The sequence below is a fragment of the Pseudomonas panipatensis genome (genome assembly GCF_900099785.1).
Lineage (GTDB): Bacteria > Pseudomonadota > Gammaproteobacteria > Pseudomonadales > Pseudomonadaceae > Pseudomonas > Pseudomonas panipatensis.
In genome coordinates, this window is the sequence record NZ_FNDS01000003.1 from 334827 (window position 1) to 360221 (window position 25395).

Annotated in this window: 24 protein-coding genes; 10 read left to right on the plus strand and 14 right to left on the minus strand. The window is 66.1% G+C overall.

Annotated elements, in window-relative coordinates; genetic code table 11:
- Positions 1–446 precede the first annotated feature (446 nt).
- From BLQ74_RS09245 to BLQ74_RS09265, 5 genes are all read left to right on the plus strand, one after another.
- Positions 447–830 carry a hypothetical protein gene (locus BLQ74_RS09245; protein WP_090262262.1) on the plus strand — a complete coding sequence of 128 codons (384 nt, stop codon included), beginning with the start codon at positions 447–449 and terminating at the stop codon, positions 828–830.
- Between the two features lie 292 nt (positions 831–1122).
- A complete protein-coding gene (locus tag BLQ74_RS09250) occupies positions 1123–2829 on the plus strand; it encodes a TolC family protein (RefSeq protein WP_244507165.1) in 1707 nt (568 codons plus the stop codon).
- Entirely contained in the window at positions 2826–5102 is a 2277-nt protein-coding gene (locus BLQ74_RS09255; RefSeq protein ID WP_090262263.1) for a type I secretion system permease/ATPase, read from the plus strand. Before BLQ74_RS09250 ends, BLQ74_RS09255 begins: the two co-directional genes overlap by 4 nt.
- A 94-nt stretch (positions 5103–5196) precedes the next feature.
- Positions 5197–6402: an HlyD family type I secretion periplasmic adaptor subunit gene (locus tag BLQ74_RS09260; protein WP_090262434.1), complete on the plus strand. Its 1206-nt coding sequence runs from the start codon at positions 5197–5199 to the stop codon at positions 6400–6402.
- An 11-nt stretch (positions 6403–6413) separates the two neighbouring features.
- Entirely contained in the window at positions 6414–7673 is a 1260-nt protein-coding gene (locus tag BLQ74_RS09265; protein WP_090262264.1) for a tetratricopeptide repeat protein, read from the plus strand.
- An 8-nt stretch (positions 7674–7681) separates the two neighbouring features.
- On the opposite strand, the gene BLQ74_RS09270 is transcribed toward BLQ74_RS09265, so the two are convergent.
- A complete protein-coding gene (locus BLQ74_RS09270) occupies positions 7682–8404 on the minus strand; it encodes a substrate-binding periplasmic protein (RefSeq protein ID WP_090262265.1) in 723 nt (240 codons plus the stop codon).
- 163 nt (positions 8405–8567) lie between these two features.
- Here BLQ74_RS09270 and dnaX point away from each other — a divergent pair, with 163 nt between their 5' ends.
- From dnaX to BLQ74_RS09290, 4 genes are all read left to right on the plus strand, one after another.
- The gene (gene dnaX, locus BLQ74_RS09275) at positions 8568–10652 is read left to right on the plus strand and encodes a DNA polymerase III subunit gamma/tau (protein WP_090262266.1); all 2085 of its coding nucleotides are present in this window, start codon (positions 8568–8570) and stop codon (positions 10650–10652) included.
- 51 nt (positions 10653–10703) lie between these two features.
- Entirely contained in the window at positions 10704–11030 is a 327-nt protein-coding gene (locus BLQ74_RS09280; RefSeq protein ID WP_016491885.1) for a YbaB/EbfC family nucleoid-associated protein, read from the plus strand.
- Between the two features lie 131 nt (positions 11031–11161).
- Entirely contained in the window at positions 11162–11761 is a 600-nt protein-coding gene (recR, locus tag BLQ74_RS09285; RefSeq protein WP_090262267.1) for a recombination mediator RecR, read from the plus strand.
- A gap of 125 nt (positions 11762–11886) precedes the next feature.
- Positions 11887–13035, plus strand: a complete 1149-nt coding sequence (locus BLQ74_RS09290) for an acyl-CoA dehydrogenase family protein (RefSeq protein WP_090262268.1) — start codon at positions 11887–11889, stop codon at positions 13033–13035.
- Between the two features lie 96 nt (positions 13036–13131).
- Here BLQ74_RS09290 and BLQ74_RS09295 read toward each other — a convergent pair whose 3' ends face one another.
- Both BLQ74_RS09295 and BLQ74_RS09300 read right to left on the minus strand, forming a co-directional pair.
- Positions 13132–14016, minus strand: a complete 885-nt coding sequence (locus BLQ74_RS09295) for an SDR family NAD(P)-dependent oxidoreductase (protein WP_090262269.1) — start codon at positions 14014–14016, stop codon at positions 13132–13134.
- Positions 14013–15557 carry a flavin-containing monooxygenase gene (locus tag BLQ74_RS09300; RefSeq protein ID WP_090262270.1) on the minus strand — a complete coding sequence of 515 codons (1545 nt, stop codon included), beginning with the start codon at positions 15555–15557 and terminating at the stop codon, positions 14013–14015. The genes BLQ74_RS09295 and BLQ74_RS09300 overlap by 4 nt, the downstream gene beginning before the upstream one ends.
- A gap of 114 nt (positions 15558–15671) precedes the next feature.
- On the opposite strand from BLQ74_RS09300, the gene BLQ74_RS09305 reads away from it, so the two are divergent.
- On the plus strand, positions 15672–16376 hold the full coding sequence (locus BLQ74_RS09305) for a TetR family transcriptional regulator (protein ID WP_090262271.1): 705 nt from the start codon (positions 15672–15674) through the stop codon (positions 16374–16376).
- 383 nt (positions 16377–16759) lie between these two features.
- Here the strand turns inward: BLQ74_RS09305 and BLQ74_RS09310 are convergent, their stop codons facing one another.
- The 11 genes from BLQ74_RS09310 to ccoS form a co-directional block, all read right to left on the minus strand.
- Entirely contained in the window at positions 16760–17047 is a 288-nt protein-coding gene (locus tag BLQ74_RS09310) for a cyd operon YbgE family protein (protein ID WP_090262272.1), read from the minus strand.
- Complete coding sequence (gene cydX, locus BLQ74_RS09315) at positions 17040–17156, minus strand: cytochrome bd-I oxidase subunit CydX (RefSeq protein ID WP_090262273.1); 117 nt, start codon at positions 17154–17156, stop codon at positions 17040–17042. Before cydX ends, BLQ74_RS09310 begins: the two co-directional genes overlap by 8 nt.
- A gap of 12 nt (positions 17157–17168) precedes the next feature.
- Positions 17169–18305, minus strand: a complete 1137-nt coding sequence (cydB, locus tag BLQ74_RS09320; protein WP_090262274.1) for a cytochrome d ubiquinol oxidase subunit II — start codon at positions 18303–18305, stop codon at positions 17169–17171.
- Between the two features lie 11 nt (positions 18306–18316).
- The gene (locus BLQ74_RS09325) at positions 18317–19891 is read right to left on the minus strand and encodes a cytochrome ubiquinol oxidase subunit I (RefSeq protein WP_090262275.1); all 1575 of its coding nucleotides are present in this window, start codon (positions 19889–19891) and stop codon (positions 18317–18319) included.
- A complete protein-coding gene (gene cydP / locus BLQ74_RS09330) occupies positions 19888–20100 on the minus strand; it encodes a cytochrome oxidase putative small subunit CydP (RefSeq protein WP_090262276.1) in 213 nt (70 codons plus the stop codon). The genes BLQ74_RS09325 and cydP overlap by 4 nt, the downstream gene beginning before the upstream one ends.
- Before the next feature lie 168 nt (positions 20101–20268).
- Entirely contained in the window at positions 20269–21099 is an 831-nt protein-coding gene (locus tag BLQ74_RS09335; protein WP_090262277.1) for a metal-dependent hydrolase, read from the minus strand.
- A 268-nt stretch (positions 21100–21367) separates the two neighbouring features.
- Entirely contained in the window at positions 21368–21916 is a 549-nt protein-coding gene (locus tag BLQ74_RS09340; protein ID WP_090262278.1) for an adenine phosphoribosyltransferase, read from the minus strand.
- 100 nt (positions 21917–22016) lie between these two features.
- The gene (gene fnr / locus BLQ74_RS09345) at positions 22017–22751 is read right to left on the minus strand and encodes a fumarate/nitrate reduction transcriptional regulator Fnr (RefSeq protein ID WP_090262279.1); all 735 of its coding nucleotides are present in this window, start codon (positions 22749–22751) and stop codon (positions 22017–22019) included.
- 154 nt (positions 22752–22905) lie between these two features.
- The gene (gene hemN, locus BLQ74_RS09350) at positions 22906–24288 is read right to left on the minus strand and encodes an oxygen-independent coproporphyrinogen III oxidase (protein ID WP_090262280.1); all 1383 of its coding nucleotides are present in this window, start codon (positions 24286–24288) and stop codon (positions 22906–22908) included.
- 180 nt (positions 24289–24468) lie between these two features.
- A complete protein-coding gene (locus BLQ74_RS09355) occupies positions 24469–25170 on the minus strand; it encodes a sulfite exporter TauE/SafE family protein (RefSeq protein ID WP_090262281.1) in 702 nt (233 codons plus the stop codon).
- Positions 25163–25390 (minus strand): cbb3-type cytochrome oxidase assembly protein CcoS, encoded by a 228-nt coding sequence (ccoS, locus tag BLQ74_RS09360; RefSeq protein ID WP_090262282.1) that lies wholly within the window; start codon positions 25388–25390, stop codon positions 25163–25165. The genes BLQ74_RS09355 and ccoS overlap by 8 nt, the downstream gene beginning before the upstream one ends.
- Between the last annotated feature and the right edge of the window lie 5 nt (positions 25391–25395).

Consider the following 25395-nt stretch of genomic DNA (forward strand, 5'->3'; position numbering starts at 1 on the left):
ATGCCTTGGTGCTGCCGTCCGCTCGGACGGCGGCGCGCTGCTCGCCGTCTGTCTTTGCCGTCTTTCTTCGCCGATCTCCCCATCGCCCGAGCGCCGTTCGCGGCGGGGCGCAAACGCATCGCCGGAGGGTGGATTACGTGCCCGGCGAGCAGCGCTCTTGGCGTGTTTTCAACCCTGTTCGATGGCCTCGGATAAATAGGTTTTTTCCTAAATACGAGGTGTTTTATCGGGTGTTTTTTAATTGAGGTTCGCTTGTAAGAAAGTTTCCGGCGATTTGTCCTCCTGATGGCGCTTCATTCATTGCCAATCTGAATGCTAGTAAAACTCCGTGCTTTCCGGTTGATGGTGGAAATTTATTCACGAACAATTAAATGGTTATCTCGGCTAGTTCGAGTGGCGATCGGTTTTAATTAATTAGAAGTGCACGAACGTGCAGGGGAATAAAGATGCAAGAACTGAACATGCAGGAAGTTGAAATGGTTGCCGGTGGCGTGACCACTGGTTTCTTCGACAGCATCGGCGGCGCCATTCTCGGCACCGTTGCCGGCGCCATGGGTGCCGCCTGGCGTGGCGCGACCATGTCGCTGCGTGGCGGTAGCGGTATCGGCGCCATCCTGAACCCGGTTGCCGGCATCATCACCGGTGCAGCCGGCACCCTCTGGGGCGCGGTGTTCGGCCTGGTCAACGGCCTCACCCAGGGCAGCCAGGCCCAGGTCCAGGCCATGGGCGACGTGTGGAACGACATCATCGGCCTGCCGTCTTCCTCCACCGGCCAGGGCAGCCCGTCCACCCAGATGATCGGCGGCGGCAGCCAGCACGGCCCGCGCTGATCGCTTCGGCGGCCATGAAAAGCCACTACCGGAAGGTAGTGGCTTTTTTATTCATGCTGATTCGAGTTGCTGCCTGGTTGCATTGGCAACTGACAGAACCGACGCCAGCGACGTTTGCTGAATAAGAAAATTCTTACGTTATTAGTGATGACGTCAGGGCGGATATTTCCAGCGTCGCGGCTGGGCGCGGGCGGAGTGAGCAGAAAAAACGAGGAGGCATTTAAGATTCTTCCTAAAGAACCCCGTGGGGCCGATTTGTAGCATTGCGGCTCCGATTTCCAGGGTGGTTCAGATGTATTTCAGAAAGTTGCATTGGGGTGCATTGGCCTTGCTGGCGGTCTCCCCCTTCGTTATCGCCGAACAGGCACCGGAAGCGTCTGCCAAGGCAGGCAAACACCTGGCGTGCAATCCAGAGTGCGAGTGGGTCGAGTCCAGCACTGCGCCGAATCTTTCGATCGCCCCCGCGGCCATGGCGGTGCGTCAGGCACTGGCGGCATCGGCAGCGCAACCGGCGGGCAAGCCCGCGGCGCTCGCCGCACCCGCCGCCGTCCCTGCACCTGCCGTCGCCCAGGCGGCACCCAAGGCAGTCTCTGTCTCTGCACCGGCCGTCACCCAGACGGCGCCCGTGGCGCCCGCTGTCGTTGCCCCGAGCGCCAGCGCCAAGCCGCTCGACAAGGCCGCCGGCAGCCTGGCGCCGCCGCCGCGCAAGCCCGCGGCGGCGAGCAAGTCGCTGGACCTGTCGGTCGATCACCTGACCCGGCAATGGGCGGAGCAGGCTGACAGCCCAGCCGAGGCGAAACCGTCGCTGGACCTGTGGAACGCGGTGAGTCTGGCGGTGGATACCTACCCGTCGATCCGCGATGCCGCGGCGGTGCTCGACCAGCAGCGCGAAGCGGTGAACGTGGCCAAGGCCGGTTACCTGCCGACCATCCAGACCGGCATCAATACCGGCAAGCAGGGCGTCTACGGCAGCGGCCAGAACCTCTCGCTGACCGCGTCGCAGACGCTCTACGATTTCGGCAAGGTGCGCAACCAGGTCAAGGGCGCCGAGTCCGGCGTGCGCACCCAGCAATTCCAGGTGATGGCTGAGGTCGACCAGGTCGCCCGGCAGTCGGCCCTGGCGGCGATCGAGGTCGAGCGTTTCCGCTCCCTGCGCGACGTGGCCAAGGCCCAGTTGGAGGGCGTCAAGCGTCTGCAGGATCTGGCGCGCCAGCGTGCCGCCGAAGGCGCCAGCACCCAGGCCGACCTGGTCCAGGCGCAGTCGCGCGTGGAGAGTGCCCAGGCGTCGTTGCTGGCCATCGAGACCCAGTTGCGCCAGCAACAATCCAAGTTGCGCACCATGATCGGCCAGGAGCTGCCCGAGGGCGGCGTCAGCGTGCCGGAAGAGCGCCTGCGCCAGGCCGCCGCGATGATCGAGCCGAACCCCGAGCAGCCGGTGGCCGTGCGCCTGGCCGAGTCCCAGTTGCAGGAAGCCGAGGCGCAACGCGCGCTGGCCAAGTCCAATACGCTGCCGACCTTCGTCGCCGAAGGCGGTGTCAACAAGTACCTCGGCAATGCCGGCGACATGGCCGGCGACCGCGTCTACACCCTGACCGTCGGCATCAAGCATGACCTCTACTCCGGCGGCGCGCCCTCGGCGCGGGTGCGCGGGGCGGAGCAGGCGGTACTGGCGGCGGAAGAGCGCATCCAGACCAAGAAACTCGAATCCCGCGACGAGTGGATCGGGCTGCAGGAGCAGATGGGCGGCCTGGGCGATCGCCTGCGCGTCCTCGCCGAGCGCAAGAAGAGCATCGTCGAGACCCAGAAGCTCTACCGCGAGCAGTACCTCTCGCTGGGCACCCGTACCTTGCTCGATCTGCTCAACGCCGAACAGGAAATCTTCCAGGCGCAGAGCGATTCGGTGAACGCCCAGCACGATCTGTGGGCCGCCCAGGTGGCCTTCATCAGCACGACCGGGCACATGCACGACGTCTTCCAACTCAAGGGCGACTTCCTATGACCTCTCCAGAGAATCCGCTCTCGACCGCGCAAGAAAAGGCCGTCGCGAGCGCTCAAGAGCAAGCGGCCGGGCGCGCGCAAGCGAACACTGCCGATTCCGCCTACGGCCCCTGGCTGGAAGCGATGCTGGTGGTGGCCAGGCACTACCGCCTGGACGTCTCCGAGGAGCGCGTGCGCGTCGACCTGGAATGGCAGCGCACCCAGGACCTGGACGAGCAGCTTCGGCTGATGGCCGACGACATGGGCATGTCGCTGCGCAGCGAGCCGCTCACCCAGGGCGTGCTCGACCCCTGGCGCCTGCCGGTGCTGGCGGAGTTCTCCGGCGGCCAGGTCGGCGTCATCGAGAGCGCCGGCGGCAAGGGCCAGGTCGGCGTGCGCCTGAGCGGCGAGCAGGGCGTGTTGCAGGCGCTGCCGATGGCCGAGGTGGCGGAGCGCGTGCAGCGCGTCTTCTGCCTGCGGCCGGAAGTGTCGGTGCCGGACGTGCGCGTCGACGATTACATCAAGCCCTACGAGGCCAACTGGTTCTGGAAGATCGTCCTGCAGGACTGGCGCCGCTACGGCGACATCATGCTCGCCTCGCTGGTCGCCAACGTGCTCGCGCTGGCTTCGATGATCTTCTCCATGCAGGTCTACGACCGCGTGGTGCCGGCGCAATCCGAGCCGACCCTGTGGGTACTGTTCGGCGGCGTGATGCTGGCGGTGGCCCTTGAATTCGGCATGCGCCTGACCCGCACGCACCTGTCGGACAAGATCGGCAAGCGCGCCGACCTGCGCATTTCCGACCGCGTCTTCGGCCATGCCCTGCGCCTGCGCAACGAGGCCATGTCGAAGTCCACCGGTTCGTTCATTTCGCAGTTGCGCGAGATGGAGCAGGTGCGCGAGCTGATCACCTCGACCACCCTGACCGCGCTGGCCGACCTGCCGTTCTTCTTCCTTTTCCTCATCGTGCTCTGGTCGATCGGCGGGAGCATGGCGCTGGTGCCGCTGGCGGTGCTGCCGATGCTGATCATTCCCGGCCTGCTGGCGCAGGGGAAACTGGCCAAGCTGTCCAAGGAAGGCATGCGCGAATCCTCGATCCGCAACGCCATCCTGGTGGAGGCGGTGCAGGGCATCGAGGACATCAAGCAATTGCGCGCCGAGCAGCGCTTCCAGAACCAGTGGAACCACCTCAACGAAGTGTCCGCCGCGGTCAGCATGCGCCAGCGCTTCATTTCCGGCGCGCTGATGACCTGGACCCAGGAAGTGCAGACGCTGGTCTATGCGGTGGTGATCCTGGTCGGCTGCTTCGCGGTGATGAAGGGCGACATGACCACTGGCGCGCTGATCGGCATGTCCATCCTGTCGTCGCGGATGATCGCGCCGCTGGCGCAGATTTCCGGGGTGATGGCGCGCTGGCAGCAGGCCAAGGTGGCCCGCGAAGGTCTCGATGAGCTGATGAAGCGCCCGGTGGAAACCGCCGAGGGCAGCAAGCTGCTGCACCGTCCGGTGATCCACGGCGACTACAGCCTGGAAGGCGTGCGTTTCCGCTACCGCCAGGAAGACAAGCGCTCGGCCATCGAGGTGGCCAAGCTGAACATCGCCGCCGGCGAGAAGGTCGCCATCCTCGGCCGCAACGGCGCCGGCAAGTCCAGCCTGCTGCAACTGCTGGGCGGCATGTACACGCCGCAGGAAGGCACGCTGATGCTCGACTCGCTGAAGCTGTCGCTGATCGATCCCTATGACGTGCGCCGCGACGTGGCCTTCCTCAGTCAGCAGGCCAACCTGTTCTTCGGCACCCTGCGCGACAACCTGACCATGGGCCGGCCCAATGCCAGCGACGACGACCTGCTCAACGCGCTCAAGCTCAGCGGCGCGCTGGCCATGGTGCAGACGCAGCCCGAGGGGCTGGACCACATGATCCTCGAAGGCGGCCGCGGGCTGTCCGGCGGCCAGCGCCAGGCGCTGCTGCTGGCCCGCACGCTGATCCGCGAGCCGCGCGTGCTGCTGCTCGACGAGCCGACCGCCTGGCTCGACGAGGTCGGCGAACAGCACCTGATCCAGAGCCTCACGCCCTGGCTGAAGGAGCGCACCCTGGTGGTCGCGACCCACCGTCCGGCGGTGCTGCGCTGGGTCGACCGGATCATCGTCGTCGACAACGGCCGCATCGTCCTCGACGACAGCAAGCAGGCGGTCCTGGCCAAACTCTCCAACCAGCCCGCGCCTCAGCCCGCTCCTCAGCCTGCGCCCGTGCAGAAGAAAGCCGTGCCGGATGACGGCATTCCGGTCATCGCCTGAGTCTCGGAGCCGGCCCGGCGCCGGTGGATGGAATACGTGAAAGACGTGGGGCAGCCCCACGTCAGGAGTCATCATGCAGGTTGAAACGAAACAAATGTCCAAGGCCCTGGCCGTCGCGGCGCCCCTGGCGCCGTCGCGCAAGCCGGACTATTTCACCGCGGCCAAGCGCACGCCGCAGTCGTCGCGGCTGATCTGGGGCGTGCTGGGCGGCATGCTGGTGCTCTTCACCTGGGCTTACATGTTCAAGCTCGATGAAGTGTCCACCGGCACCGGCAAGGTCATCCCCAGCTCGCGCGAGCAGGTGATCCAGTCGCTGGAAGGCGGCATCCTCACCGAACTCAAGGTCAAGGAAGGCGACCTGGTCAGCGCCGGCCAGGTGCTCGCCCAGCTCGACCGCACCAAGACCGAATCCGCGGTCGGCGAGAGTTCCTCGCGGGCGCGCGCGGCACTGGCCATGGCCGCGCGCCTGCGCGCCGAGGTGGATGGCGGAGAACTGAAGTTCCCGCCGGAAGTGTACGAGGACGCCGACCTGGTGAAGTCCGAGACCGCGCTCTACAACTCGCGGCGCGACGGCCTGCAGAAGACCCTCAAAGGCATCAACGATGCCCTGGCGCTGGTCAACAAGGAGCTGCAGATGACGTCGCGCCTGGCCGAGATCGGCGCGGCGAGCAACGTCGAAGTGCTGCGCCTGCAGCGCCAGGCCAACGAGTTGGAACTCAAGGCCACCGACACCCGCAACCAGTATTACGTGAAGGCCCGCGAAGACCTGTCCAGGGCCAACGGCGAGGTCGAGGCGCAGCAGTCGGTCACCCGCGGTCGCGCCGACTCGCTGTCGCGCCTGACCGTCACCTCGCCGGTGCGCGGCATCGTCAAGGACATCGAAGTGAACACCGTCGGCGGGGTGATTCCGCCCAACGGCCGCTTCATGATCATCGTCCCGGTGGAGGACAAGTTGCTGGTCGAGGCGCGCATCTCGCCGCGCGACGTGGCCTTCCTGCACCCCGGCCTGCCGGCCACGGTGAAGGTCAGCGCCTACGATTACTCGATCTATGGCGGCTTGAAGGGCCAGGTGGTCAACATTTCCCCGGACACCATCCAGGACGATGTGCGCCGCGACCAGTACTACTACCGGGTATTCGTGCGCACCGAGACCGACTCGCTGAAGAACAAGGACGGCAAGACCTTCCCGATTTTCCCGGGGATGGTCGCCACCGTCGACATCCACACTGGCCAGAAGAGCATCTGGGACTACCTGACCAAGCCGTTGAACCGCGCCCGCGAAGCGCTGCGCGAGCGTTGAGGGGGACTGGCATGGCGAAGCACGGCCTGAACACGCGCAAGCCCAAGGAGCAATTGCTGGTGGAAGCCGCCGGCAAGCGCGCCAACGCGCTCTATGCCCAGGGCCGCCACGAGGAGGCGCTGCAGATCTGCCTGCAGACCACCAGCCGCTACCCGCAACTGGCGATGGCCTGGACGGACGCGGCGGTCAACTGCATCAAGCTGGAGCGCTGGACCCAGGCCATCGACTACGCCCAGCGCGCCCTGGCCTGTGGCGGCAACAGCCTGGCGCTGTTCGACGGCTTGTCCCATGCGCATTGCGCGCTGCGCCAGTGGGACCAGGTGCGCCGCTACGGGCTGCATGCCTTGAACCTGCGCGACCGCCAGTTCAGCGTCGAGCCGCCCATCGCCCATGACTTGCCGCCCTTGCCGCCGCCGCCCAGCGCGGCGACGCGCGAGCGCAACGTCATCGCCTTCTCGTTGTTCGGTGGCAGCCCCAAGTATTGCGAGACGGCGGTGCTCAACGTGCTGGAACAGCCGCGCCTCTATCCGCACTGGGTCTGCCGCTTCTATATCGACGACAGCGTGCCGGAGGTCATCGTCCGGCGCCTGCTGGACAACGGCGGGCAGGTCGTGCGGGTCGACCCGGCGGTGCGCCAGTGGCCGGGGCCGATGTGGCGCTTCCTCGCCCTCGACGATGGCCAGGCCCAGCGCATCCTGTTCCGCGACGCCGACTCGGTGATTTCCGCGCGCGAGGTCGAGGCGGTGCAGCAATGGCTGGACAGCGACAAGCACTTCCACGCCATGCGCGACAACGGCACCCACACCGAACTGCTGCTGGCCGGCCTGTGGGGCGCGGTGGGCGGCGCGCTGCCGGCGCTGGGCGAGCTGATGCGGCGTTTCTTCCAGGCGCCGCTGGCCTCGCGGCACTTCGCCGACCAGTACTTCCTGCGCCAGTACGTCTGGCCCTATGCGCGGCGCAGCCTGCTGCAGCATGACTCGATGTTCGGCTTCCTCGATGCCGGCGGTTTCCCCGGCGGGCCGATGCCGGACGACTTCCATGTCGGCTATGCCGAGGGCTCGCCGTACTTCAGCCTGCCCAGCGCCCTGGCGGAAGGCACGCCGGTGCGCTGGACGCTGTACCGCCAGGACGAGGCGGGGGAGGTGGCGGTCTGCGCGTACCCGGCGAGGGTCGCCGACGGCGCGGTCCAGGGGCATCTGCCGGCACGCTATGCCGACTGGATTCGCCAAGGACGCGCGCGCATCGAGGTCGTCCAGGCGCCGCTGGCCTGAGCCGCGCCTCAGCGGTAATGGGCGAGGATGCGCTCGACCTCGCCGGAGCGCTTGAGGGCGCTCAGGGCGTCGAGAATCGCCTGGGTCGGCACCTGCGGATCGTCCAGCACCATGCAGCCGAGGTCGGTCTGATCGACCTGCTCCAGCACGTGCAGGCGCTGGCTCGCCGGCTGGTTGCGGTTGAACCAGGCGAGGGCGACTTCGCTGCTCAGCGCGTAGCGGTAGCGGCCGATCTCCAGCTTCTTCAGCACCAGCTCCTGGTTGCGCGCATCGTCCCGCTGGATGCGGCCGCTGGCGAACAGCGCCTGCAGGGGCGGGTACTGGTAGCCGAGCACCGTGCCGATGCTCTCCCGGTTCAGGTTCTGCAGCCCCGCCAGCGAGCCGTTGCGGGCCACCAGGAGATCGCGTTGGGAGAACAGCGGCAGGCTCCAGCGGTAGCCGCGGACATCGTGCTCCAGCCAGGTCGGACTGATGTAGCAGCGCACGTCGATGCTGTGGCTCGACTGGGCCTGCTCGATGCGCGCGCGCGGCATCAGGCGGAAGTCCGGGCGCATACCGACCTGCTGCGCGGTGGCATTGAACAGCTCGAAGAGGATGCCGCCGGTCAGACGACCTTCTTCGATGCGCGCCAGCGGCATGGCCCAGCCTTCGATCACCGAAAAGCGCAGCGGCCGCGGTTCGGCATCCGCCAGGGCGGTGACCAGCAGCAGGAGGACGAGGAGTGCGCGCATTCAGGCTCCGGGGACGGCTTGACGCAGGCACAATGCCTGCTCGACCGGGTGATTGCCAACCCTGTCAGGGTAGATGAAGGCGACTCCGTCCACACCGAGTGCAATTTGTGGTCCGCTTCGCTAGCATTAGCCCACTTCCGCCTAATCGCTGCGATGGATTTCAATGAGTTATCAGGTTCTTGCCCGTAAATGGCGACCGCGTTCGTTCCGCGAGATGGTCGGCCAGACCCATGTCCTCAAGGCCCTGATCAACGCCCTGGACAATCAGCGTCTGCACCACGCCTACCTGTTCACCGGGACCCGCGGCGTCGGCAAGACCACCATCGCACGCATCCTCGCCAAGTGCCTGAACTGCGAGACCGGCGTCAGCTCCACGCCCTGCGGCCAGTGTTCGGTGTGCCGGGAGATCGACGAGGGCCGCTTCGTCGACCTGATCGAAGTGGACGCCGCCAGCCGCACCAAGGTCGAGGACACCCGCGAACTGCTCGACAACGTGCAGTACTCGCCGAGCCGCGGCCGCTACAAGGTTTACCTGATCGACGAAGTGCACATGCTCTCCACCCACAGCTTCAACGCCCTGTTGAAGACGCTGGAAGAGCCGCCGCCGCACGTCAAGTTCCTGCTCGCCACCACCGACCCGCAGAAGCTGCCGGTGACCATCCTCTCGCGCTGCCTGCAGTTCTCCCTGAAGAACATGCCGCCGGAGCGCGTGGTCGAGCACCTGACCCACGTTCTCGGCGCCGAGAACGTGCCCTTCGAGGAAGACGCCCTGTGGCTGCTCGGGCGCGCCGCCGACGGCTCCATGCGCGATGCCATGAGCCTGACCGACCAGGCCATCGCCTTCGGTGAAGGCAAGGTGCTCGCCGCCGACGTGCGCGCCATGCTCGGCAGCCTCGACCATGGCCAGGTCTACGGGGTGCTGCATGCGCTGCTCGACGGCGACGCGCGGGCGCTGCTGGAGGCCGTGCGCCATCTCGCCGAGCAAGGCCCGGACTGGAACGGCGTGCTCGCCGAGATACTCAATGTGCTGCACCGGGTGGCCATCGCCCAGGTTCTCCCGGACGCCATCGACAATGGCCAGGGCGACCGCGACAAGGTCTTGGCCCTGGCCCAGGCGCTGCCGGGCGAGGACGTGCAGTTCTACTACCAGATGGGCCTGATCGGCCGCCGCGACCTGCCGCTGGCGCCGGACCCGCGCAGCGGTTTCGAGATGGTCCTGCTGCGCATGCTGGCGTTCCGTCCCGCCGACGCGGGCGGCGCGCCGCCGAGATCGCCACTAAAGGACTCGGGGATCAGCGCGGCCACGACTGATTCCTCCCATCTCCCAGTGGCCGGCGCCGCCGTGGTGGCGCCGGCTGCCGTCGTCGCGGCCAGTGTGCCGGTGGTGTCGACGGTGCCGGCCGTGCTGGCGCCGGCCGTCGCCGAGCCCACGCCTGTCGAGGCGTCGGCGCCTGTGGTGACGCCGAGCAGCGCGCCCGCGCCGGTGGTGGACGCACCAGCGCCCGCCGCCGTGGTCGAGCCCGTGGCCGAGCCGGTCGCGGCGGCCGTCGACCTGCCCTGGGAAGAGCCGCCGGCGCCTGCCGCCGCGGCGCTCCAGCCTGCGGCCGTGCAGCCCGCTCCGCCGGCGGAGCCGGTCATCGAGCCGGTCGTTAAGCCGGCCGCCGAACCGCAACCGCCGGTTGCAGCCCAGGCCGTACCCGTGGCGGCGGAGGAGGACGACGAGCGCGACGATGAGCCGCCGCCGGCCGACGACTACTATGAAGTCGACATGGATTCGTTCAGCTACCTGGACGCCGGCGCCGAGCCCGCGGCCGCCGCTGAAGCCGAACCGCTGCCGGCGGCCATGCCGGCCACCGGTCTGGCCGCCGAATGGCTTGACCTCTACCCACGCCTGGGCCTCGGCGGCCTCACCGCGAGCATCGCCGCCAACTGCACCCTGGTCTCGGTCGAGGAGGATGTCTGGCACCTGCACCTGGACCCGGCGCAGAGCGCGTTGTACAACGCCACCCAGCAGCGCCGGCTGAACGAGGCCTTGAACCAGTACCACGGCCGCTCGCTCAAGCTCGAAGTGACCTTGTGCAAGCCCGAGCAGGAAACCCCAGCCCAGGCCGCCGCGCGCAAGCGCGCCGAGCGCCAGCGCTCGGCGGAGGCGTCCATCGCTGCCGACCCTTATGTGCTGCAGATGCAACAACAGTTCGCCGCGGTGATCCGCGCCGGAACCATCGAACCCCTGGCGGCGAAAGCCTGAAGGCAACGCCTGAGCGCTTACGCCCAACCCTGAACGATCGAGGTGATTGAGATGATGAAAGGTGGCATGGCCGGCCTGATGAAGCAGGCCCAGCAGATGCAGGAAAAGATGCAGAAGATGCAGGAAGAGCTGGCCAACGCGGAAGTCACCGGCCAGTCCGGCGCTGGCCTGGTCAGCGTGGTGATGACCGGCCGGCACGACGTCAAGCGTGTCAGCCTGGACGACAGCCTGATGCAGGAAGACAAGGAAATCCTCGAAGACCTGATCGCCGCCGCGGTGAATGACGCCGTGCGCAAGATCGAGCAGAACAGCCAGGAAAAGATGTCCGGCATGACCGCCGGTATGCAGCTGCCGCCCGGCTTCAAGATGCCCTTCTGATTGCGCCCGTGCCGCCATGCCCTGCGCATGGCGGCGTCGCCGGCGGACGTGGCACCCTCATCCGCCGGCGCCTCGCCCGGTTTGGGCCCGAGCGGCCCGTTGCGTTACCTCTCCCCTGATCGAGTGCTTCCATGAGCTTCAGCCCGCTGATCCGTCAACTGATCGATGCCCTGCGCATTCTCCCCGGCGTGGGGCAGAAGAGCGCCCAGCGCATGGCGCTGCAACTGCTCGAACGCGACCGTAGCGGTGGTCTGCGTCTGGCCCAGGCATTGACCCAGGCGATGGAGGGGGTCGGCCATTGCTCGCAGTGCCGCACCCTGAGCGAAGAGGAACTCTGCCCGCAATGCGCCGACCCGCGCCGCGACGATTCCGTGCTCTGTGTGGTGGAAGGGCCGCTGGACGTGTTCGCGGTGGAGCAGACCGGCTACCGTGGCCGCTACTTCGTGCTCAAGGGGCACCTGTCGCCGCTGGATGGGCTGGGCCCGGAGGCCATCGGCATTCCCGAGCTGGAGGCGCGGATCAAGGCCGGCCATTTCAGCGAGATCATCCTGGCCACCAACCCCACAGTGGAAGGCGAGGCCACCGCCCACTACATCGCCCAACTGCTGGCCGGCGCCGGCCTGACCCTGTCGCGCATCGCCCATGGCGTGCCGCTGGGCGGCGAGCTGGAACTGGTCGATGGCGGCACCCTGGCCCATGCGCTGGCCGGCCGCCGACCGATCGCCCTCTGAGCGCTCGCAGCGGCGGGCAATCCGCCACTCGCGGCAGATATGGCATTGCCGATGGCGCAAGCCGGGCCTTGTAAACCAAGCAAGCGCTAGGTAAGTTCTTCGGGCATCCCGCCTGGAGCCTTGCCATGTCCGCCTTCACCGAATACTTCGACGATAGCCATCGCCTGGTCCGTGACGCGGTGCGCCGCTTCGTCGAGCGTGAAATCCTCCCGTACATCGCCGAGTGGGAAGAGGCCGAAGCCTTTCCCCGCGAGCTGTATCGCAAGGCGGGCGAGGCCGGCATCCTCGGCATCGGCTACCCGGAAGCCTATGGCGGCAGCCACGAGGGCGACCTGTTCGCCAAGCTGGCCGCCAGCGAAGAACTGATGCGCAGCGGCTCCGGCGGCCTGGTGGCCGGCCTCGGTTCCCTGGATATCGGCCTGCCGCCGCTGCTCAAGTGGGGCCGCCCGGCCTTGCGCGAGCGCATCGTGCCGCAGGTGCTGGCCGGCGAAAAGATCATCGCCCTGGCGGTCACCGAGCCCTCCGGCGGCTCCGACGTGGCCAGCCTGAAGACCCGTGCGGTGCGCGACGGCGAGTATTACCGCGTGAGCGGCAGCAAGACCTTCATCACCAGCGGCGTGCGTGCCGACTACTACACGGTGGCGGTGCGTACCGGCGGCGACGGCTTCGGCGGCGTCAGCCTGCTGCTGGTGGAGAAGGGCACGCCGGGCTTCAGCGTCGGTCGCCAGTTGAAGAAGATGGGCTGGTGGGCCTCGGACACCGCCGAACTGTTCTTCGACGACTGCCGGGTGCCGCTGGAAAACCTGATCGGCATGGAGAACATGGGCTTCGCCTGCATCATGGCCAACTTCCAGAGCGAGCGCCTGGCCCTGGCGACCATGGCCAACATGACCGCCCAACTGGCCCTGGAGGAGGCGCTGAAATGGAGCGCCGAGCGCGAAGCCTTCGGCAAGCCGATCGGCAAGTTCCAGGTGCTCAAGCACCGCCTGGCGGAGATGGCCACCCAGGTCGAGGTGTCCCGCGAGTTCACCTATCGCCAGGCGGCGAAGATGGCGGCGGGCAAGAGCGTGATCAAGGAAATCTCCATGGCCAAGAACTTCGCCACCGACGTCGCCGACCGCGTGGTCTACGACGCCGTGCAACTGCTCGGCGGCATGGGCTACATGCGCGAAAGCCTGGTCGAGCGCCTGTACCGCGACAACCGCATCCTCTCCATCGGCGGCGGTACGCGGGAGATCATGAACGAGATCATCGCCAAGCAGATGGGCTTGTAGTCCCTGACCGTTCTCGCCCGATAAAGCCAGCCGCGGCGCCCCATCGGCACGAAAAAAGCCCGCTCATCCAAGCGGGCTTTTTCTCGTGCGGGCTGCTTACTCCGCTTCATAGCCCTCGGAGCCTTTCTTCGGCCTGGGTGCCAAGCGCACCGCCAGGCGCATGCTGGCGGTGACCAGGCGCTGGTACATGACTGGCAGCAGCCGCAGCATGAGGTCGATGGCATGCGCGTCGGGGCCGATGAGGATGCGCCGGCTGTCACGCTCGACGCCGCGCAGGATCACTTGGGCGGCCTTTTCCGGGGTGGTGCGCAGCAACTGATCGTTGAACTGCTGGCGCGCGGCGCTGGCGCTCTGTCCGGTGACCTTGACCATGCTGTCATTCATGCGCGCGGTCTTGGCGATGTTGGTCTTGATGCCGCCGGGGTGCACGCAACTGGCCGACACGCCGCTGCGCGCCATGTCCAGCTCCTGGCGCAGCGACTCGGTGAAGCCGCGCACGGCGAACTTGGTGGCGTTGTAGGCGCTCATGCCCGGCTGCGAGAACAGCCCGAAGACGCTGGAGACGTTGATCACATGCCCGTCGCCGGAGGCCTTGAGGTGCGGCAGGAAGGCCTTGGTGCCATAGACCACGCCCCAGAAGTTGATGTTGGTGATCCACTCGTACTCGTCGTAGTCACTGTCCTCCACGGTGCCGGCGTGGGCGACCCCGGCGTTGTTGAAGATCAGGTTGACCTTGCCGTGCGCCTGCACCGTCCTCGCGGCCCAGGCATGCACCTGCTCGCGGTCGGCGACGTCGACCACCTCGGTGGAGATGCGCACGCCGTAGGCGGCCAGGGCCTCGCGGGTTTCCTCCAGGCCGTCGGCATTGACGTCGGCCAGCGCCAGGTGGCAACCGCGGACGGCCAGTTCCTGCGCCAGGGCGCGGCCGATGCCGGAACCGGCGCCGGTGATGGCGGCGACTTTGTTCTCGAAGGATTTCATGCCGGAACCTCCTCGGCGCGGGCGGACGGAGTGGCGGCCGGTTCGGCGAACGGGCGTGCCTGCAAATGATAGGCGGCCGGATCGAAGTGTCGGGTGAGCAGGCGGAAGCGCCAGGTGAAGCCCGGCCACAGGGTGCAGTTGCGCCCGCTCAGCGGGTGCAGGTACCAGCTCTTGCAGCCGCCGACGTTCCACACGCTGTGGCTGAGGCCGCGCTGCAATCTGGCGTTCCAGCGCGCCTGCGCCTCCGGCTTGACGTCGAGGCTGAGCAGTTCGCGGCGCCGCATGAACCTGAGCGCGTCGAGCACATAGGCGATCTGCGATTCGATCATGTAGACCATGGAGTTGTGGCCCAGGCCGGTGTTCGGCCCCATCAGGAAGAACAGGTTGGGGAAGCCTTGGGTGACCGTGCCTTTGTAGGCTTCCGGGCCTTCTGGCCAGGTATCCAGCAGGTCGACGCCGTTGCGGCCGAACACGCAGCCGCGGGGGATCGGATCGTTGGCGGTGAAGCCGGTGCCGAAGATGATCGCATCCACCTCGCGTTCCTGGCCGTCGGCGGTGACGATGCTGTGCGCGCGCACCTCGCGGATGCCCACGGTGATCACCTCGGCGTTGGGCGCGGCGAGGGCGGGGTAGTAGTTCGGTGACATCAGCACCCGCTTGCAACCAATGGTGTAGTCCGGGGTGACCTTGCGCCGCAGTTCCGGGTCGGCAATCTGCTGGTGGATGTAGCGCAGCGCCAGCTTGCCCACCAGTTTCATCGCCCAGGGCGCGAAGGTGAATCCGAGCACGCGGCCTTCGAGCAGGCTGTAGAGGGCGCCGCGCCAGAGTTTCTGCGCCAGCGGGAAGTGCTTGAAGCGCGCGCGTTCCTTGTCGCTGATGGCGCGGTCGGGCTTGGGCAGGATCCACGGCGCGGTGCGCTGGTAGAGGTCGAGCCTGGCCACCTGCGGCTGGATCTCGGGGACGAACTGGATCGCCGAGGCGCCGGTGCCGATCACCGCCACGCGCTTGCCGGCGAGGTCGTAGTCGTGGTCCCAGTTCTGCGAGTGGAAGCACTTGCCCGCGAAGGTTTCCAGGCCGTCGAGCGCCGGAATCGACGGGATCGACAGCGCGCCCATGCCGGACACCACGGCCTGGGCGGTGTAGTGGTTGCCCTGGGCATCGTGCAGGTGCCACAGCTGCTGCTCGTCGTCCCAGGCCATGCGGCGCACCTCGGTGTTCAGCAGGGTGCGGTCCTGCAACTGGTATTTCTGCCAGCAGTGCTCCAGATAGGCGCGGATTTCCGGTTGGCGAGCGAACATGCGCGTCCATTCCGGGTTCGGCTCGAAGGAGAAGGAGTAGACATGGGACTGCACGTCGCAGGCGCAGCCGGGATAGTTGTTGACGCGCCAGGTGCCGCCGACGCCGGCATCCTTCTCGAACAGCAGGAAGTCCTCTTCGCCTTGCTGGCTCAGGCGGATGGCCATGCCGAGCCCGGAAAACCCGGTGCCGATGATGGCGACCCTGCAGTGCCTGCTCGGGGCGGTCTGAGTGTGCTTACCCATTGCCTAGCTCCTGTTATGGTTATTTTCAGGCGTATACAAGTGTCTACGTGATTGCAATGTAGACAGCTGTATACTCGCGGGCAACCAACCTTCGGTCGGGCGGAGCAGGCAAGGATGAGTGACGAACGGGAAGCGGTAACACCTCGCCAGGTCGAGGCACCGGGCAAGCGCCTGCTGATCGATGCGGCGCTGCGTCTGGCGTCGAGCCGGCGTAGCCTGAGCAGCCTGGGCTTGCGTGAGTTGGCGCGGGAAGCCGGGTTGAACCCGAACACCTTTTACCGTCACTTCAGCGACGTCGATGACCTCGGCCTGGCGATCATCCGCGACATCGCCACGCAATTGCGCCAGCCGCTGCGCGACCTGCGCCGCGAAGCCGCCGCTCGCGTGCCGCCGCGCGCCGCCGCTGCCGCAGCCCCTTTCGGCATTGACTTCGAGCGTGGCCGGCGGGTCTGCGCAGAGACGGTCGGGCTGTTCTTCGACTTCGTCGCCGGGCACCCGGAAGCCTTCATCATCGGCGTGCGCGAACTGCACGGACCCTCGCCGGTGCTGCGCGAGGCGCTGGGACGGGTCATGGACGATTTCGGCGCCGACATGGCCGACGACATCGTGGCCTTCCACCTGCTGCCGGCCGTGCCGGAAGCCGAGGTCCGCCAGCTATCGTGGTTGATCAGCCGGCAGTTGTTCCAGCTATCGCTGGATTACCTGGCGTTACCGCCCGAGCGACGGGACCAGGTCTGCGCGCTCGCCGAGCGGCAGATCCTCCTGCTGTTCAGCGGAGCGGCCGTGGTGCAGGCGTTGGGATTGGAGAAACAGGCGTAGGCGCTGCGGCAACGCCGACCGAGCGCGGCATGGGTATCGCGCTGCGCGCTCAACCCATCCTACGGGGGTGGGTGGATGCTTTCGTAGGATGGGACGAGCGCAGCGATTCCCATGCTGTCGGTGGGCGCGGCATGGGTATCGAGCTGCGCGCTCAACCCATCCTACGTGTGGGTGGATGCATTCGTAGGATGGGACGAGCGAAGCGATTCCCATGCTGTCGGTGGGCGCGGCATGGGTATCGCGCTGCGCGCTCAACCCATCCTACGTGTGGGTGGATGCATTCGTAGGATGGGACGAGCGCAGCGATTCCTATGCTGTCGGCGAGTGCCGAATGGGTATCCCGCTGCGCGCTCGATCCCGCCTACGGGTGAGGTGGGCGGGGTTCAGGCGATCCGCGCCATCGCCAGCAGTCCATAGCCCAGCAGCATCAACGGCCAGCCGCACAGCGGGCCGAAGAGGATGGCCCAGAGCCGGCCGCGTGGGTCGAAGCCGACGCCGTGGACGAAGCCGGCGCTGACCCCGAGCATCACCAGCATCAGCAGGCCATGGCTGTAGCGGCCCTGGGCGTCGAGCATCAGCGCGGGGTGGATCAACAGGATCAGCGCCAGGGGCGCCGCCAGCAGCAGCGAGAGGATACGGCTGGCGGTGCCCCAGGCGCTGCGCTCAGGCATTGCTGTTGTCATCGTTATCCAGGTTCTGCGTGGTTTCCAGCCACAGGGCATTGATGATGCCGAAGCTGCAGGCCAGCAGGATTCCGAGTATCCAGGCGAAGTACCACATGCGAATCGCTCCTCAGTAAAGGCCGTGGGGGTTGGCTTCGATGTGCTTGTGGGTCAGGCGCCCCCACATGCGTGCGTAGCCCCAGAGGGTGTAGGCGAGGATGATCGGCACGAACACGCAGGCCACGCCGAACATGATGCCCAGGGTCTTGCGGCTGGACACCGCGTCCCACACCGTCAGGCTCGAGGCCAGGCTTTCGCTGGAGGGGAGGACGAAGGGGAACAGGGCGAAGCCGGCGGTGCAGAGCGTACCGACGATCGCCAGGGCGCTGCCGAGGAAGGCCAGCCCGGCACGCCCGGCGCTGGCCGCGGCGAGGGCGATGAGCCCACCGAGGATGCCCAGCACCGGCGCGCCCATGGTCAGCGGGTAGCTGTGGTAGTTGGCCAGCCAGCCCGGATTGTTCAGGGCGACTGCCTTGTTCAGCGGATTGAGCACCGCGTTGCCGTCCACCGCCGAGACCAGGCTGTAGCCGTGCATGCCGACGCTGACCCAGACGCCGGCGCCGATGAAGGCGACCAGGTAGACCAGGGCGCAGAGGCGCGCGGCGCTGCGCGAGCGCTGCGCCAGTTCGCCGTCGGTGCGCAGCATCAGCCAGGCGCCGCCGTGCAGGCTGAGCATGCTCAGGCTGACCACGCCGGCGAGCAGCGCGAAGGGGTTGAGCAGGGCGAAGAAGGAGCCGTGGTAGGACGGTCGCATCATCTCGTCGAGGCTGAACGGCAGACCCTCGAACAGGTTGCCGAAGGCCACGCCGAAGACCAGCGCCGGCACCGCGCCGCCGACGAACAGGGCCCAGTCCCAGACGCTGCGCCAGCGCGGGTCTTCCAGCTTGCTGCGGTAGTCGAAGCCGACCGGCCGGCAGAACAGCGCGAAGAGCACCAGCAGCAGGGCCCAGTAGAGCCCCGAGAAGGCGGTGGCGTAGACCATCGGCCAGGCGGCGAAGAGCGCGCCGCCGGCGGTGATGAACCACACCTGGTTGCCGTCCCAGTGCGGAGCGATGGTGTTGATCGCCACGCGCCGTTCGCTGTCGTTCCTGGCGACGAAGGGCAGCAGCGCCATCGCGCCCATGTCGAAGCCGTCGGTGAGGGCGAAGCCGATCAGCAGTACGCCGATCAGCACCCACCAGATGAGTTTCAGGGTTTCGTAATCCATGGCGGTACTCCTCAGGCCGTGGCTGCGTGGGCGCCGGCGCCCTGTTCGAAGTGATAACGACCGGTGTGCAGGCTCGACGGGCCGAGACGGGCGAACTTGATCATCAGGTACAGCTCGACGACCAGCAGCAGGCTGTAGAAGGCGACCAGCGCGGTCAGCGAGCCCCACAGGTCATGGGTACTCAGGCTGGAAGCGGACAGGTGCACGGGCAGCACCTCACCGATGGACCAGGGTTGGCGGCCGTGTTCGGCGACGTACCAGCCGGTCTGTGCGGCGATCCACGGCAGCGGCAGGCTGAGCAGGGCCCATTTCAGCAGCCAGCGCTTGCGTTCCTCGTTCTTCCGCGCCGAGGCCCAGAAGGCGCAGACGAACAGCGCCAGCATGAGGAAGCCACAGGCGACCATGATGCGGAAGCTGAAGAACAGGGTGAGCACGTCGGGAATGGTGTCGAGGGTGGCCAGGCGAATCTGCTCATCGCTGGCATCGGTCACCTTGGCGGTGTACTTCTTCAGCAGCAGGCCGTAGCCCAGGTCGTTCTTCACCTGGTTGAAGGCATTCAGCGTCGCCTCGGACTTGTCGCCGCCGCGCAGTTGTTCGAGCAGGGCGTAGGCTTTCATGCCGTTGCGGATGCGCGCCTCATGCTGCACCAGCAGGTCCTTGATACCGGTGACTTCCTTATCCAGCGAACGGGTGGCGATCAAGCCGAGCGCGTAGGGAATCTTGATCGCGTAGTGGGTGCGCATCTGCTCCTGGTCGGGAATGCCGAACAGGGTGAAACCGGCCGGCGCCTCCTCGGTGTTCCATTCCGCCTCGATGGCCGCCAGCTTGGTCTTCTGCACGTCGCCGATCTCATAGCCGGATTCGTCACCGAGGATGATCACCGAGAGGATCGAGGCCATGCCGAAGGCCGAGGCGATGGCGAAGGAGCGGCGGGCGAAGCCCTGGTCGCGTTTCTTCAGCAGGTAGAAGCTGGAGATGGCCAGGACGAAGACGGCGCCGGTGACGTAACCGGCCGCCACGGTGTGCACGAACTTGACCTGGGCCACCGGGTTGAACAGCAGGGCGCCGAAGTCAGTCAGCTCCATGCGCATGGTCTGGAAGTTGAACTCGGCGCCGATCGGATTCTGCATCCAGCCGTTGGCGATCAGGATCCACAGCGCCGAGAGGTTCGAGCCCAGCGCCACCAGCCAGGTCACCGCCAGGTGCTGGACCTTGGACAGGCGCTCCCAGCCGAAGAAGAACAGGCCGATGAAGGTGGATTCGAGGAAGAACGCCATCAGGCCTTCGATGGCCAGCGGCGCGCCGAAGATGTCGCCGACGTAGTGGGAGTAGTAGGCCCAGTTGGTGCCGAACTGGAACTCCATGGTCAACCCGGTGGTGACGCCGAGCGCGAAGTTGATGCCGAACAGCTTGCCCCAGAACTGGGTCATGTCCTTGTAGACCTGCTTGCCGGTCATTACGTAGACCGACTCCATGATCGCCAGCAGGAAGGTCATGCCGAGCGTAAGAGGGACGAACAGGAAGTGGTACATCGCGGTCATGGCGAATTGCAGGCGCGATAAATCGACCACGGCTTCCGAAATCATCGTGGATTCTCCTTGGGAGAGGCATTGGGGGGCGTCGGGGCACTGCCGAGCAGGTGCTCGAAGACTTGCTGCGGTTGTTCCGCGGAAGCGGAAGGCGTGTCGAACCAAATGACCTTGATGGCCATCAGCAGGACCAGCTTGATCAGCAGAATGACTGCGATCTCACGAACCAGGGGAATCTTCCAGGGCGAATTTACTTCCGGGGGCATTGAAAGCTCCGACCTAGAGACCTGTAGGAAAATGTGCAGTGCTGCCGTCATATGAGGCAACAAAATCACTCCTTAGTGTAGTGACTGGATGTCGCAGCGCTAATTGATGAACGAAAAAGCCAGGCTATGCCTGGCTTTTTTCAGAAGATTGCGAAGAAATGGATGGCGTCAGCCGGCGAAGTCGAGTTTCTCCTTCCAGCGTTTTTCCAGGCTCTTGGTGTCGTGGTCCATCGGATGGAAACCGGGGCGGAAGTAGTCCAGCCAGGGCAGCACGAGTTGGGTGAAATAGCCGTTACGCAGGCCGAACAGGGTGACCAGGCCATGCTTCCAGCTACGCCAATTGAACAATTGGCCATCCCGGCGCAGCAGATGGACCTGGAAGCCGCCGATCACGCCGAGGAAGATCAGGGTAGTCAGCAGCATCACCGCGGTACGGGTGAAATAGCCGCCGTAGACCTGCTGATAGACGTCATAGGCCACCGCCTTGTGCTCGTTCTCTTCGATGGCGTGCCACATCCATAGCTTGTACATCTTCGCCGAGCCTATCTGCACGCTGAGGTCCTCGCGGCGCAGCAGGCGCTCGGCCATGGTCGCGGTGAAGTGCTCCAGGGCACAGGTGATGGCCAACTGGTGCTTCTTGGTGGTGATCTGGCTCACTGCGCCGAGCAGGTGCTTGATGCGCAGCTCCAGGCGCTCCAGGTCGATGCCGTGTTCATCGGCGTACTCGTTGTAGGCGGCGTGCTCCTTGGAGTGCATGGCCTCCTGGCCGATGAAGGCGCTGACGTCCTTCTGCAACTGCGGGTCTTGGATGCGTTGGCGAACCGCGCGCACGCTGTCGACGAAGAACTTCTCGCCGTAGGGAAAGAGCGAGGAGAGGTTGTTCATGAAGTGGGTCATGAAGGGTTGGCCGTCCCACCAGTACTTGGGGGTTTCGCTGAAGCTGAAGTCCATGCGGCGAACGGGGAAGCTGGCGCGGAGGGGCTCGGTTTGGGCATTCATGGCTAACTCCTTGTTGTTGTCCGGGAGCCCTTGGCGGAGTCGGCGGCGCGCTTGTCGCGGGCAGTCGCGCAGGGCCCCGCGCGGGCCTGTCGTGCTGACACGCAGGAGGGTGTCATCGCTCGCGGCCATTGTTGGAGGCATCGTCCGGCAACGAATAGGTCATATCCGGCCATGCGCGGGTCGTAGCCGGCCAAGGCGCCTGGCGCCCGACCTTGGATAGGGGAGGGGAAGGGAGATGCCGAGCCGCAGGGTGGGCTCGGCGCGCCGATCAACGTTCGTCGAGAGCGAAGGCGGTCAGGCTGTAGGTGGGGATGTTGGCGTCGCGCAGCTTGGTCGAGCCGCCGAGTTCCGGCAGGTCGATGATGGCGGCCGCCTCGAAGACCTTGGCGCCCATGCGCCGCACCAGTTGCGCGGCGGCCAGCAGGGTGCCGCCAGTGGCGATCAGGTCATCGAAGATCAGCACGCTGTCGCCTTCGCAGAGGCTGTCGGCGTGGACTTCCAGCAGGGCCTCGCCGTACTCGGTCTGGTAGCTCTGGGCGAGCACGTCGGCGGGCAGCTTGCCCTGCTTGCGGAACAGCACCAGCGGCTTGTTCAGCTCATAGGCGATGATCGAACCGATCAGGAAACCGCGCGCGTCCATGGCGCCGATATGGCTGAAATCGGCCTCGACGTAGCGCTGGATGAAGCTGTCGGCGACGAAGCGCAGCGCACGGGGCGACTGGAACAGCGGGGTGATGTCGCGAAACATCACGCCGGCTTTGGGGAAGTCCGGCACCGCGCGGATCAGGGATTTCAGATCGAGTTGGTTGAGGATCATGCTGGCTATGCACCTGGTAACAGCTGGATTTCAGGAGCCGGAAGTATAACGGGCCCGCCTTGCGGCGAGCCCGTTTTCGATGACCGGAAAGTCGCGCTGTTCAGCTTTCCATCTGGCCGCCGGCGAGGGCACAGAGCTCGATGGAGTCGAGGATGTGCACTTCCTTGCCTTCGGCGCTGATCAGGCCGTTCTGCTGGAAACGGGTGAACACCCGGGACACGGTTTCCACCGCCAGCCCCAGGTAGTTGCCGATTTCGTTGCGCGACATGCTCAGGCGGAACTGCTGGGCGGAGAAGCCACGGGCGCGGAAGCGCGCCGCGAGGTTGACCAGGAAGGTGGCGATTCGTTCGTCGGCGGTCTTCTTCGACAGCAGCATCATCATCTGCTGGTCGTCGCGGATTTCCCGGCTCATCACGCGCATCAACTGGCGGCGCAACACCGGCAATTGATCGGCGAGTTCGTCGAGGCGCTCGAAGGGGATTTCGCAGACCGAGGTGGTTTCCAGCGACTGGGCCGACACCGGGTAGGTCTCGGTGTCCATGCCGGAGAGCCCGACCAGCTCGCTGGGCAGGTGGAAGCCGGTGATCTGCTCCTCGCCGTTGTCGGTGATGCTGAAGGTCTTGAGGGCGCCGGAGCGGACCGCGAAGACCGAACCGAAGGCATCACCCTGGCGGAACAGGAACTCGCCTTTCTTCAGTGGCCGGCCACGCTTGACGATCTCGTCGAGGGCGTCCATGTCGTCGTTGTTCAGCGACAGGGGCAGGCACAGCGGGGCCAGACTGCAGTCCTTGCAATGCGCTTGTGGCAGGGCGCGTACCTTGATGGTTTCGGCCATGGGTAATCCTTGGGTGGGAAAGGCACTTGAACCGCAAGGGTAACGCACCCCGGGGGCCGACGGCCAGCCGCAGGGCGAGTAATTCTGGCTTTTCCGTTACTAGTCTTTAGGTAAGGGAAATTTCCGCTACCGGAGTTCCGCCATGGCTTCTCCCTCAGATGACCCGGGAGAAGCGTTGCAGGCTCTGCGTCGGCAGATAGTGGTCGAACAGCATGCACAGGGTGCGCACCAGCAGGCGCCCGGCAGGGGTGACGTCGATGCCGCGCTGGTCCAGCTTGATCAGGCCGTCGGCGGCGAAGCGCTCCAGCTCCGCCCAGATGTCCGCGAAGTAGCCGCGGAAGTCGATGTTGAGCGACTCCTCGATGGCTTCGAAATCCAGTTGGAAGTGGCAGATCAACTGCTGGATCACTGCGCGCCGCACACGGTCGTCCTTGCTGCAATGGAGGCCGCGGCGGGTGGCCAGTTGGCCGTTGTCGAGGCTGCTCATGTAGTGGCTGATATCGGTGCTGTTCTGCCCGTAGAAGTCGCCGATCTGGCTGATCGCCGAGACGCCCAGGCCGACCAGGTCGCAGTGGCCGTGGGTGGTGTAGCCCTGGAAGTTGCGCTGCAGCGTGCCGTCTTCCTGGGCGCTGGCCAGTTCATCGTCGGGCAGGGCGAAGTGGTCCATGCCGATGTAGCGATAGCCGGCTTCGCTCAACTGCTCGATGGTGCGCTGCAGCATTTCCAGCTTCTGCCCGGGGCTGGGCAGGTCCGCGGTATTGATGCGCCGCTGCGGCATGAAGCGCTCCGGCAGGTGCGCGTAGTTGAATACCGACAGGCGGTCCGGTTGCAGGCCGATGACCTGCTCGACAGTGTCGGCGAAGCGCGAGGGCGTCTGCTTCGGCAGGCCGTAGATCAGGTCGATGTTGATCGAGCGGTATTGCAGGGTGCGCGCGGCATCCATGATGGCGCGGGTTTCGTCGAGGCTCTGCAGGCGGTTGACGGCCTGTTGCACCTCCAGATCGAAGTCCTGCACGCCGAGGCTGACGCGGTTGAAGCCCAGTTCGCGGAGCAATCCCATGGTCGACCAGTCCGCCTCGCGGGGGTCGATTTCGATGCCGTAGTCGCCGGAGTCGTCGTCCAGCAGATGCAGGTGCGTGCGCAACTGGCCCATCAGTTCGCGGAGCTGGCCGGGGCTGAGGAAGGTCGGCGTGCCGCCACCGAAGTGCAGTTGTTCGACGACCTGCCCACGGCCCAGGTGGCGGCTGACGATTTCGATCTCGTGGATCAGCCGTGCCAGATAGGGCGCGCTGCGTCCGCGATCCTTGGTGATCACTTTGTTGCAGGCGCAGTAGTAGCAGATGTTGGCGCAGAACGGGATGTGCACGTAGAGCGACAGGGGGCGCCCAGCTTTCTGGCTATCCCGCAGCGCATGCAGCATGTCGAAGGGGCCGACGCCTTCGTGGAATTGCACGGCTGTAGGGTAGGAGGTGTAACGCGGGCCGGATAGATCGTAGCGACGGATCAGATCAGCGTCCCAGCGAATATTGTCGAGCATGCCGAAATCCCCGAGTCAGGCGAGCTTTGGCGCAGTCTAGGGAGACTCGCGCGGAGCGCTCTTGACTTGCATCAAGAGGTATCCGCATGCACTTTCAGACTTTCTTCGGATTCTTGAGATTGACAACGACGGCGGGGAGGATGCTTGGCCGCGCTTCGCTCCCGGCAAGGCGCGCGTCGTTCAGCCGGCGGCATGCACCGCGTGGCCCATCAGCCAGGCCTGATGGGGGCCGGGCAGGGTCCAGAGGCCGAAGAGTATCACCAGCAGGCCGCCGGCCATGCGCACGCTGCGGCGGCGCAGCAGGGCGGTGATGCGTTCGGCGGCCAGCCCGGTGGCCAGCAGCACCGGCCAGGTGCCCAGGCCGAAGGCCAGCATCAGCAGGGCGCTGTCGATTGCCGAGCCCTGGCTGGTGGCCCAGAGCAGGGTGCTGTAGACCAGCCCGCAGGGCAGCCAGCCCCAGAGTGTGCCGAGCAACAGCGCGCGCGGCAGGCTGGTCACCGGCAGCAGGCGGCTGGCGAACGGTTGGATGTGCCGCCAGAGGCCGCGACCCAGGGCTTCGATACGGGTCAGGCCGCTCCACCAGCCGGCCAGGTACAGGCCCATGGTGATCAGCAGCAGTCCGGCGATCACGCGCAGGGCGCCGGCCAGCGGGGTGCGGGCGACGGCCCAGCCGGCCAGGCCGAGCAGCAGCCCGGCGCAGGCGTAACTGAGGATGCGCCCGAGGTTGTAGGCGAGCAGCAGGCGCAGGCGCCGGCCGCGCTGTTCGGCGGGGATGGCCAGGGTCAGCGCGCCCATCAGGCCGCCGCACATGCCCAGGCAGTGGCCACCGCCGAGCAGGCCGAGAATCAATGCGGACGCCAGCAGCGGCGCCAGTTCAAGCATGGCGAGAGTCCTTGTCGTCCGCTTCGCGGCGCTCGCCATGGGCGTTCTCGGCTTCGTCGATGCCGGCCTGGTGCTTGGGGTCTTCGTCGTCGAACAGGATGCTGTGCGCGGGGCTTTCCATGTCGTCGTACTGGCCACTGTTGACTGCCCAGAAAAAGATCCAGACGGCGATGGCGACGATGATCAGGGCCACGGGGATCATCACGTAGAGAGCGGGCATAGCGA

Coding starts and splice junctions, on each gene's coding strand:
- BLQ74_RS09245 (WP_090262262.1), top strand. CDS start 447: ATGCAAGAACTGAACATGCAGGAAGTTGAAATGGTTGCCGGTGGCGTG.
- BLQ74_RS09250 (WP_244507165.1), top strand. CDS start 1,123: ATGTATTTCAGAAAGTTGCATTGGGGTGCATTGGCCTTGCTGGCGGTC.
- BLQ74_RS09255 (WP_090262263.1), top strand. CDS start 2,826: ATGACCTCTCCAGAGAATCCGCTCTCGACCGCGCAAGAAAAGGCCGTC.
- BLQ74_RS09260 (WP_090262434.1), top strand. CDS start 5,197: ATGTCCAAGGCCCTGGCCGTCGCGGCGCCCCTGGCGCCGTCGCGCAAG.
- BLQ74_RS09265 (WP_090262264.1), top strand. CDS start 6,414: ATGGCGAAGCACGGCCTGAACACGCGCAAGCCCAAGGAGCAATTGCTG.
- BLQ74_RS09270 (WP_090262265.1), bottom strand. CDS start 8,404: ATGCGCGCACTCCTCGTCCTCCTGCTGCTGGTCACCGCCCTGGCGGAT.
- dnaX (WP_090262266.1), top strand. CDS start 8,568: ATGAGTTATCAGGTTCTTGCCCGTAAATGGCGACCGCGTTCGTTCCGC.
- BLQ74_RS09280 (WP_016491885.1), top strand. CDS start 10,704: ATGATGAAAGGTGGCATGGCCGGCCTGATGAAGCAGGCCCAGCAGATG.
- recR (WP_090262267.1), top strand. CDS start 11,162: ATGAGCTTCAGCCCGCTGATCCGTCAACTGATCGATGCCCTGCGCATT.
- BLQ74_RS09290 (WP_090262268.1), top strand. CDS start 11,887: ATGTCCGCCTTCACCGAATACTTCGACGATAGCCATCGCCTGGTCCGT.
- BLQ74_RS09295 (WP_090262269.1), bottom strand. CDS start 14,016: ATGAAATCCTTCGAGAACAAAGTCGCCGCCATCACCGGCGCCGGTTCC.
- BLQ74_RS09300 (WP_090262270.1), bottom strand. CDS start 15,557: ATGGGTAAGCACACTCAGACCGCCCCGAGCAGGCACTGCAGGGTCGCC.
- BLQ74_RS09305 (WP_090262271.1), top strand. CDS start 15,672: ATGAGTGACGAACGGGAAGCGGTAACACCTCGCCAGGTCGAGGCACCG.
- BLQ74_RS09310 (WP_090262272.1), bottom strand. CDS start 17,047: ATGCCTGAGCGCAGCGCCTGGGGCACCGCCAGCCGTATCCTCTCGCTG.
- cydX (WP_090262273.1), bottom strand. CDS start 17,156: ATGTGGTACTTCGCCTGGATACTCGGAATCCTGCTGGCCTGCAGCTTC.
- cydB (WP_090262274.1), bottom strand. CDS start 18,305: ATGGATTACGAAACCCTGAAACTCATCTGGTGGGTGCTGATCGGCGTA.
- BLQ74_RS09325 (WP_090262275.1), bottom strand. CDS start 19,891: ATGATTTCGGAAGCCGTGGTCGATTTATCGCGCCTGCAATTCGCCATG.
- cydP (WP_090262276.1), bottom strand. CDS start 20,100: ATGCCCCCGGAAGTAAATTCGCCCTGGAAGATTCCCCTGGTTCGTGAG.
- BLQ74_RS09335 (WP_090262277.1), bottom strand. CDS start 21,099: ATGAATGCCCAAACCGAGCCCCTCCGCGCCAGCTTCCCCGTTCGCCGC.
- BLQ74_RS09340 (WP_090262278.1), bottom strand. CDS start 21,916: ATGATCCTCAACCAACTCGATCTGAAATCCCTGATCCGCGCGGTGCCG.
- fnr (WP_090262279.1), bottom strand. CDS start 22,751: ATGGCCGAAACCATCAAGGTACGCGCCCTGCCACAAGCGCATTGCAAG.
- hemN (WP_090262280.1), bottom strand. CDS start 24,288: ATGCTCGACAATATTCGCTGGGACGCTGATCTGATCCGTCGCTACGAT.
- BLQ74_RS09355 (WP_090262281.1), bottom strand. CDS start 25,170: ATGCTTGAACTGGCGCCGCTGCTGGCGTCCGCATTGATTCTCGGCCTG.
- ccoS (WP_090262282.1), bottom strand. CDS start 25,390: ATGCCCGCTCTCTACGTGATGATCCCCGTGGCCCTGATCATCGTCGCC.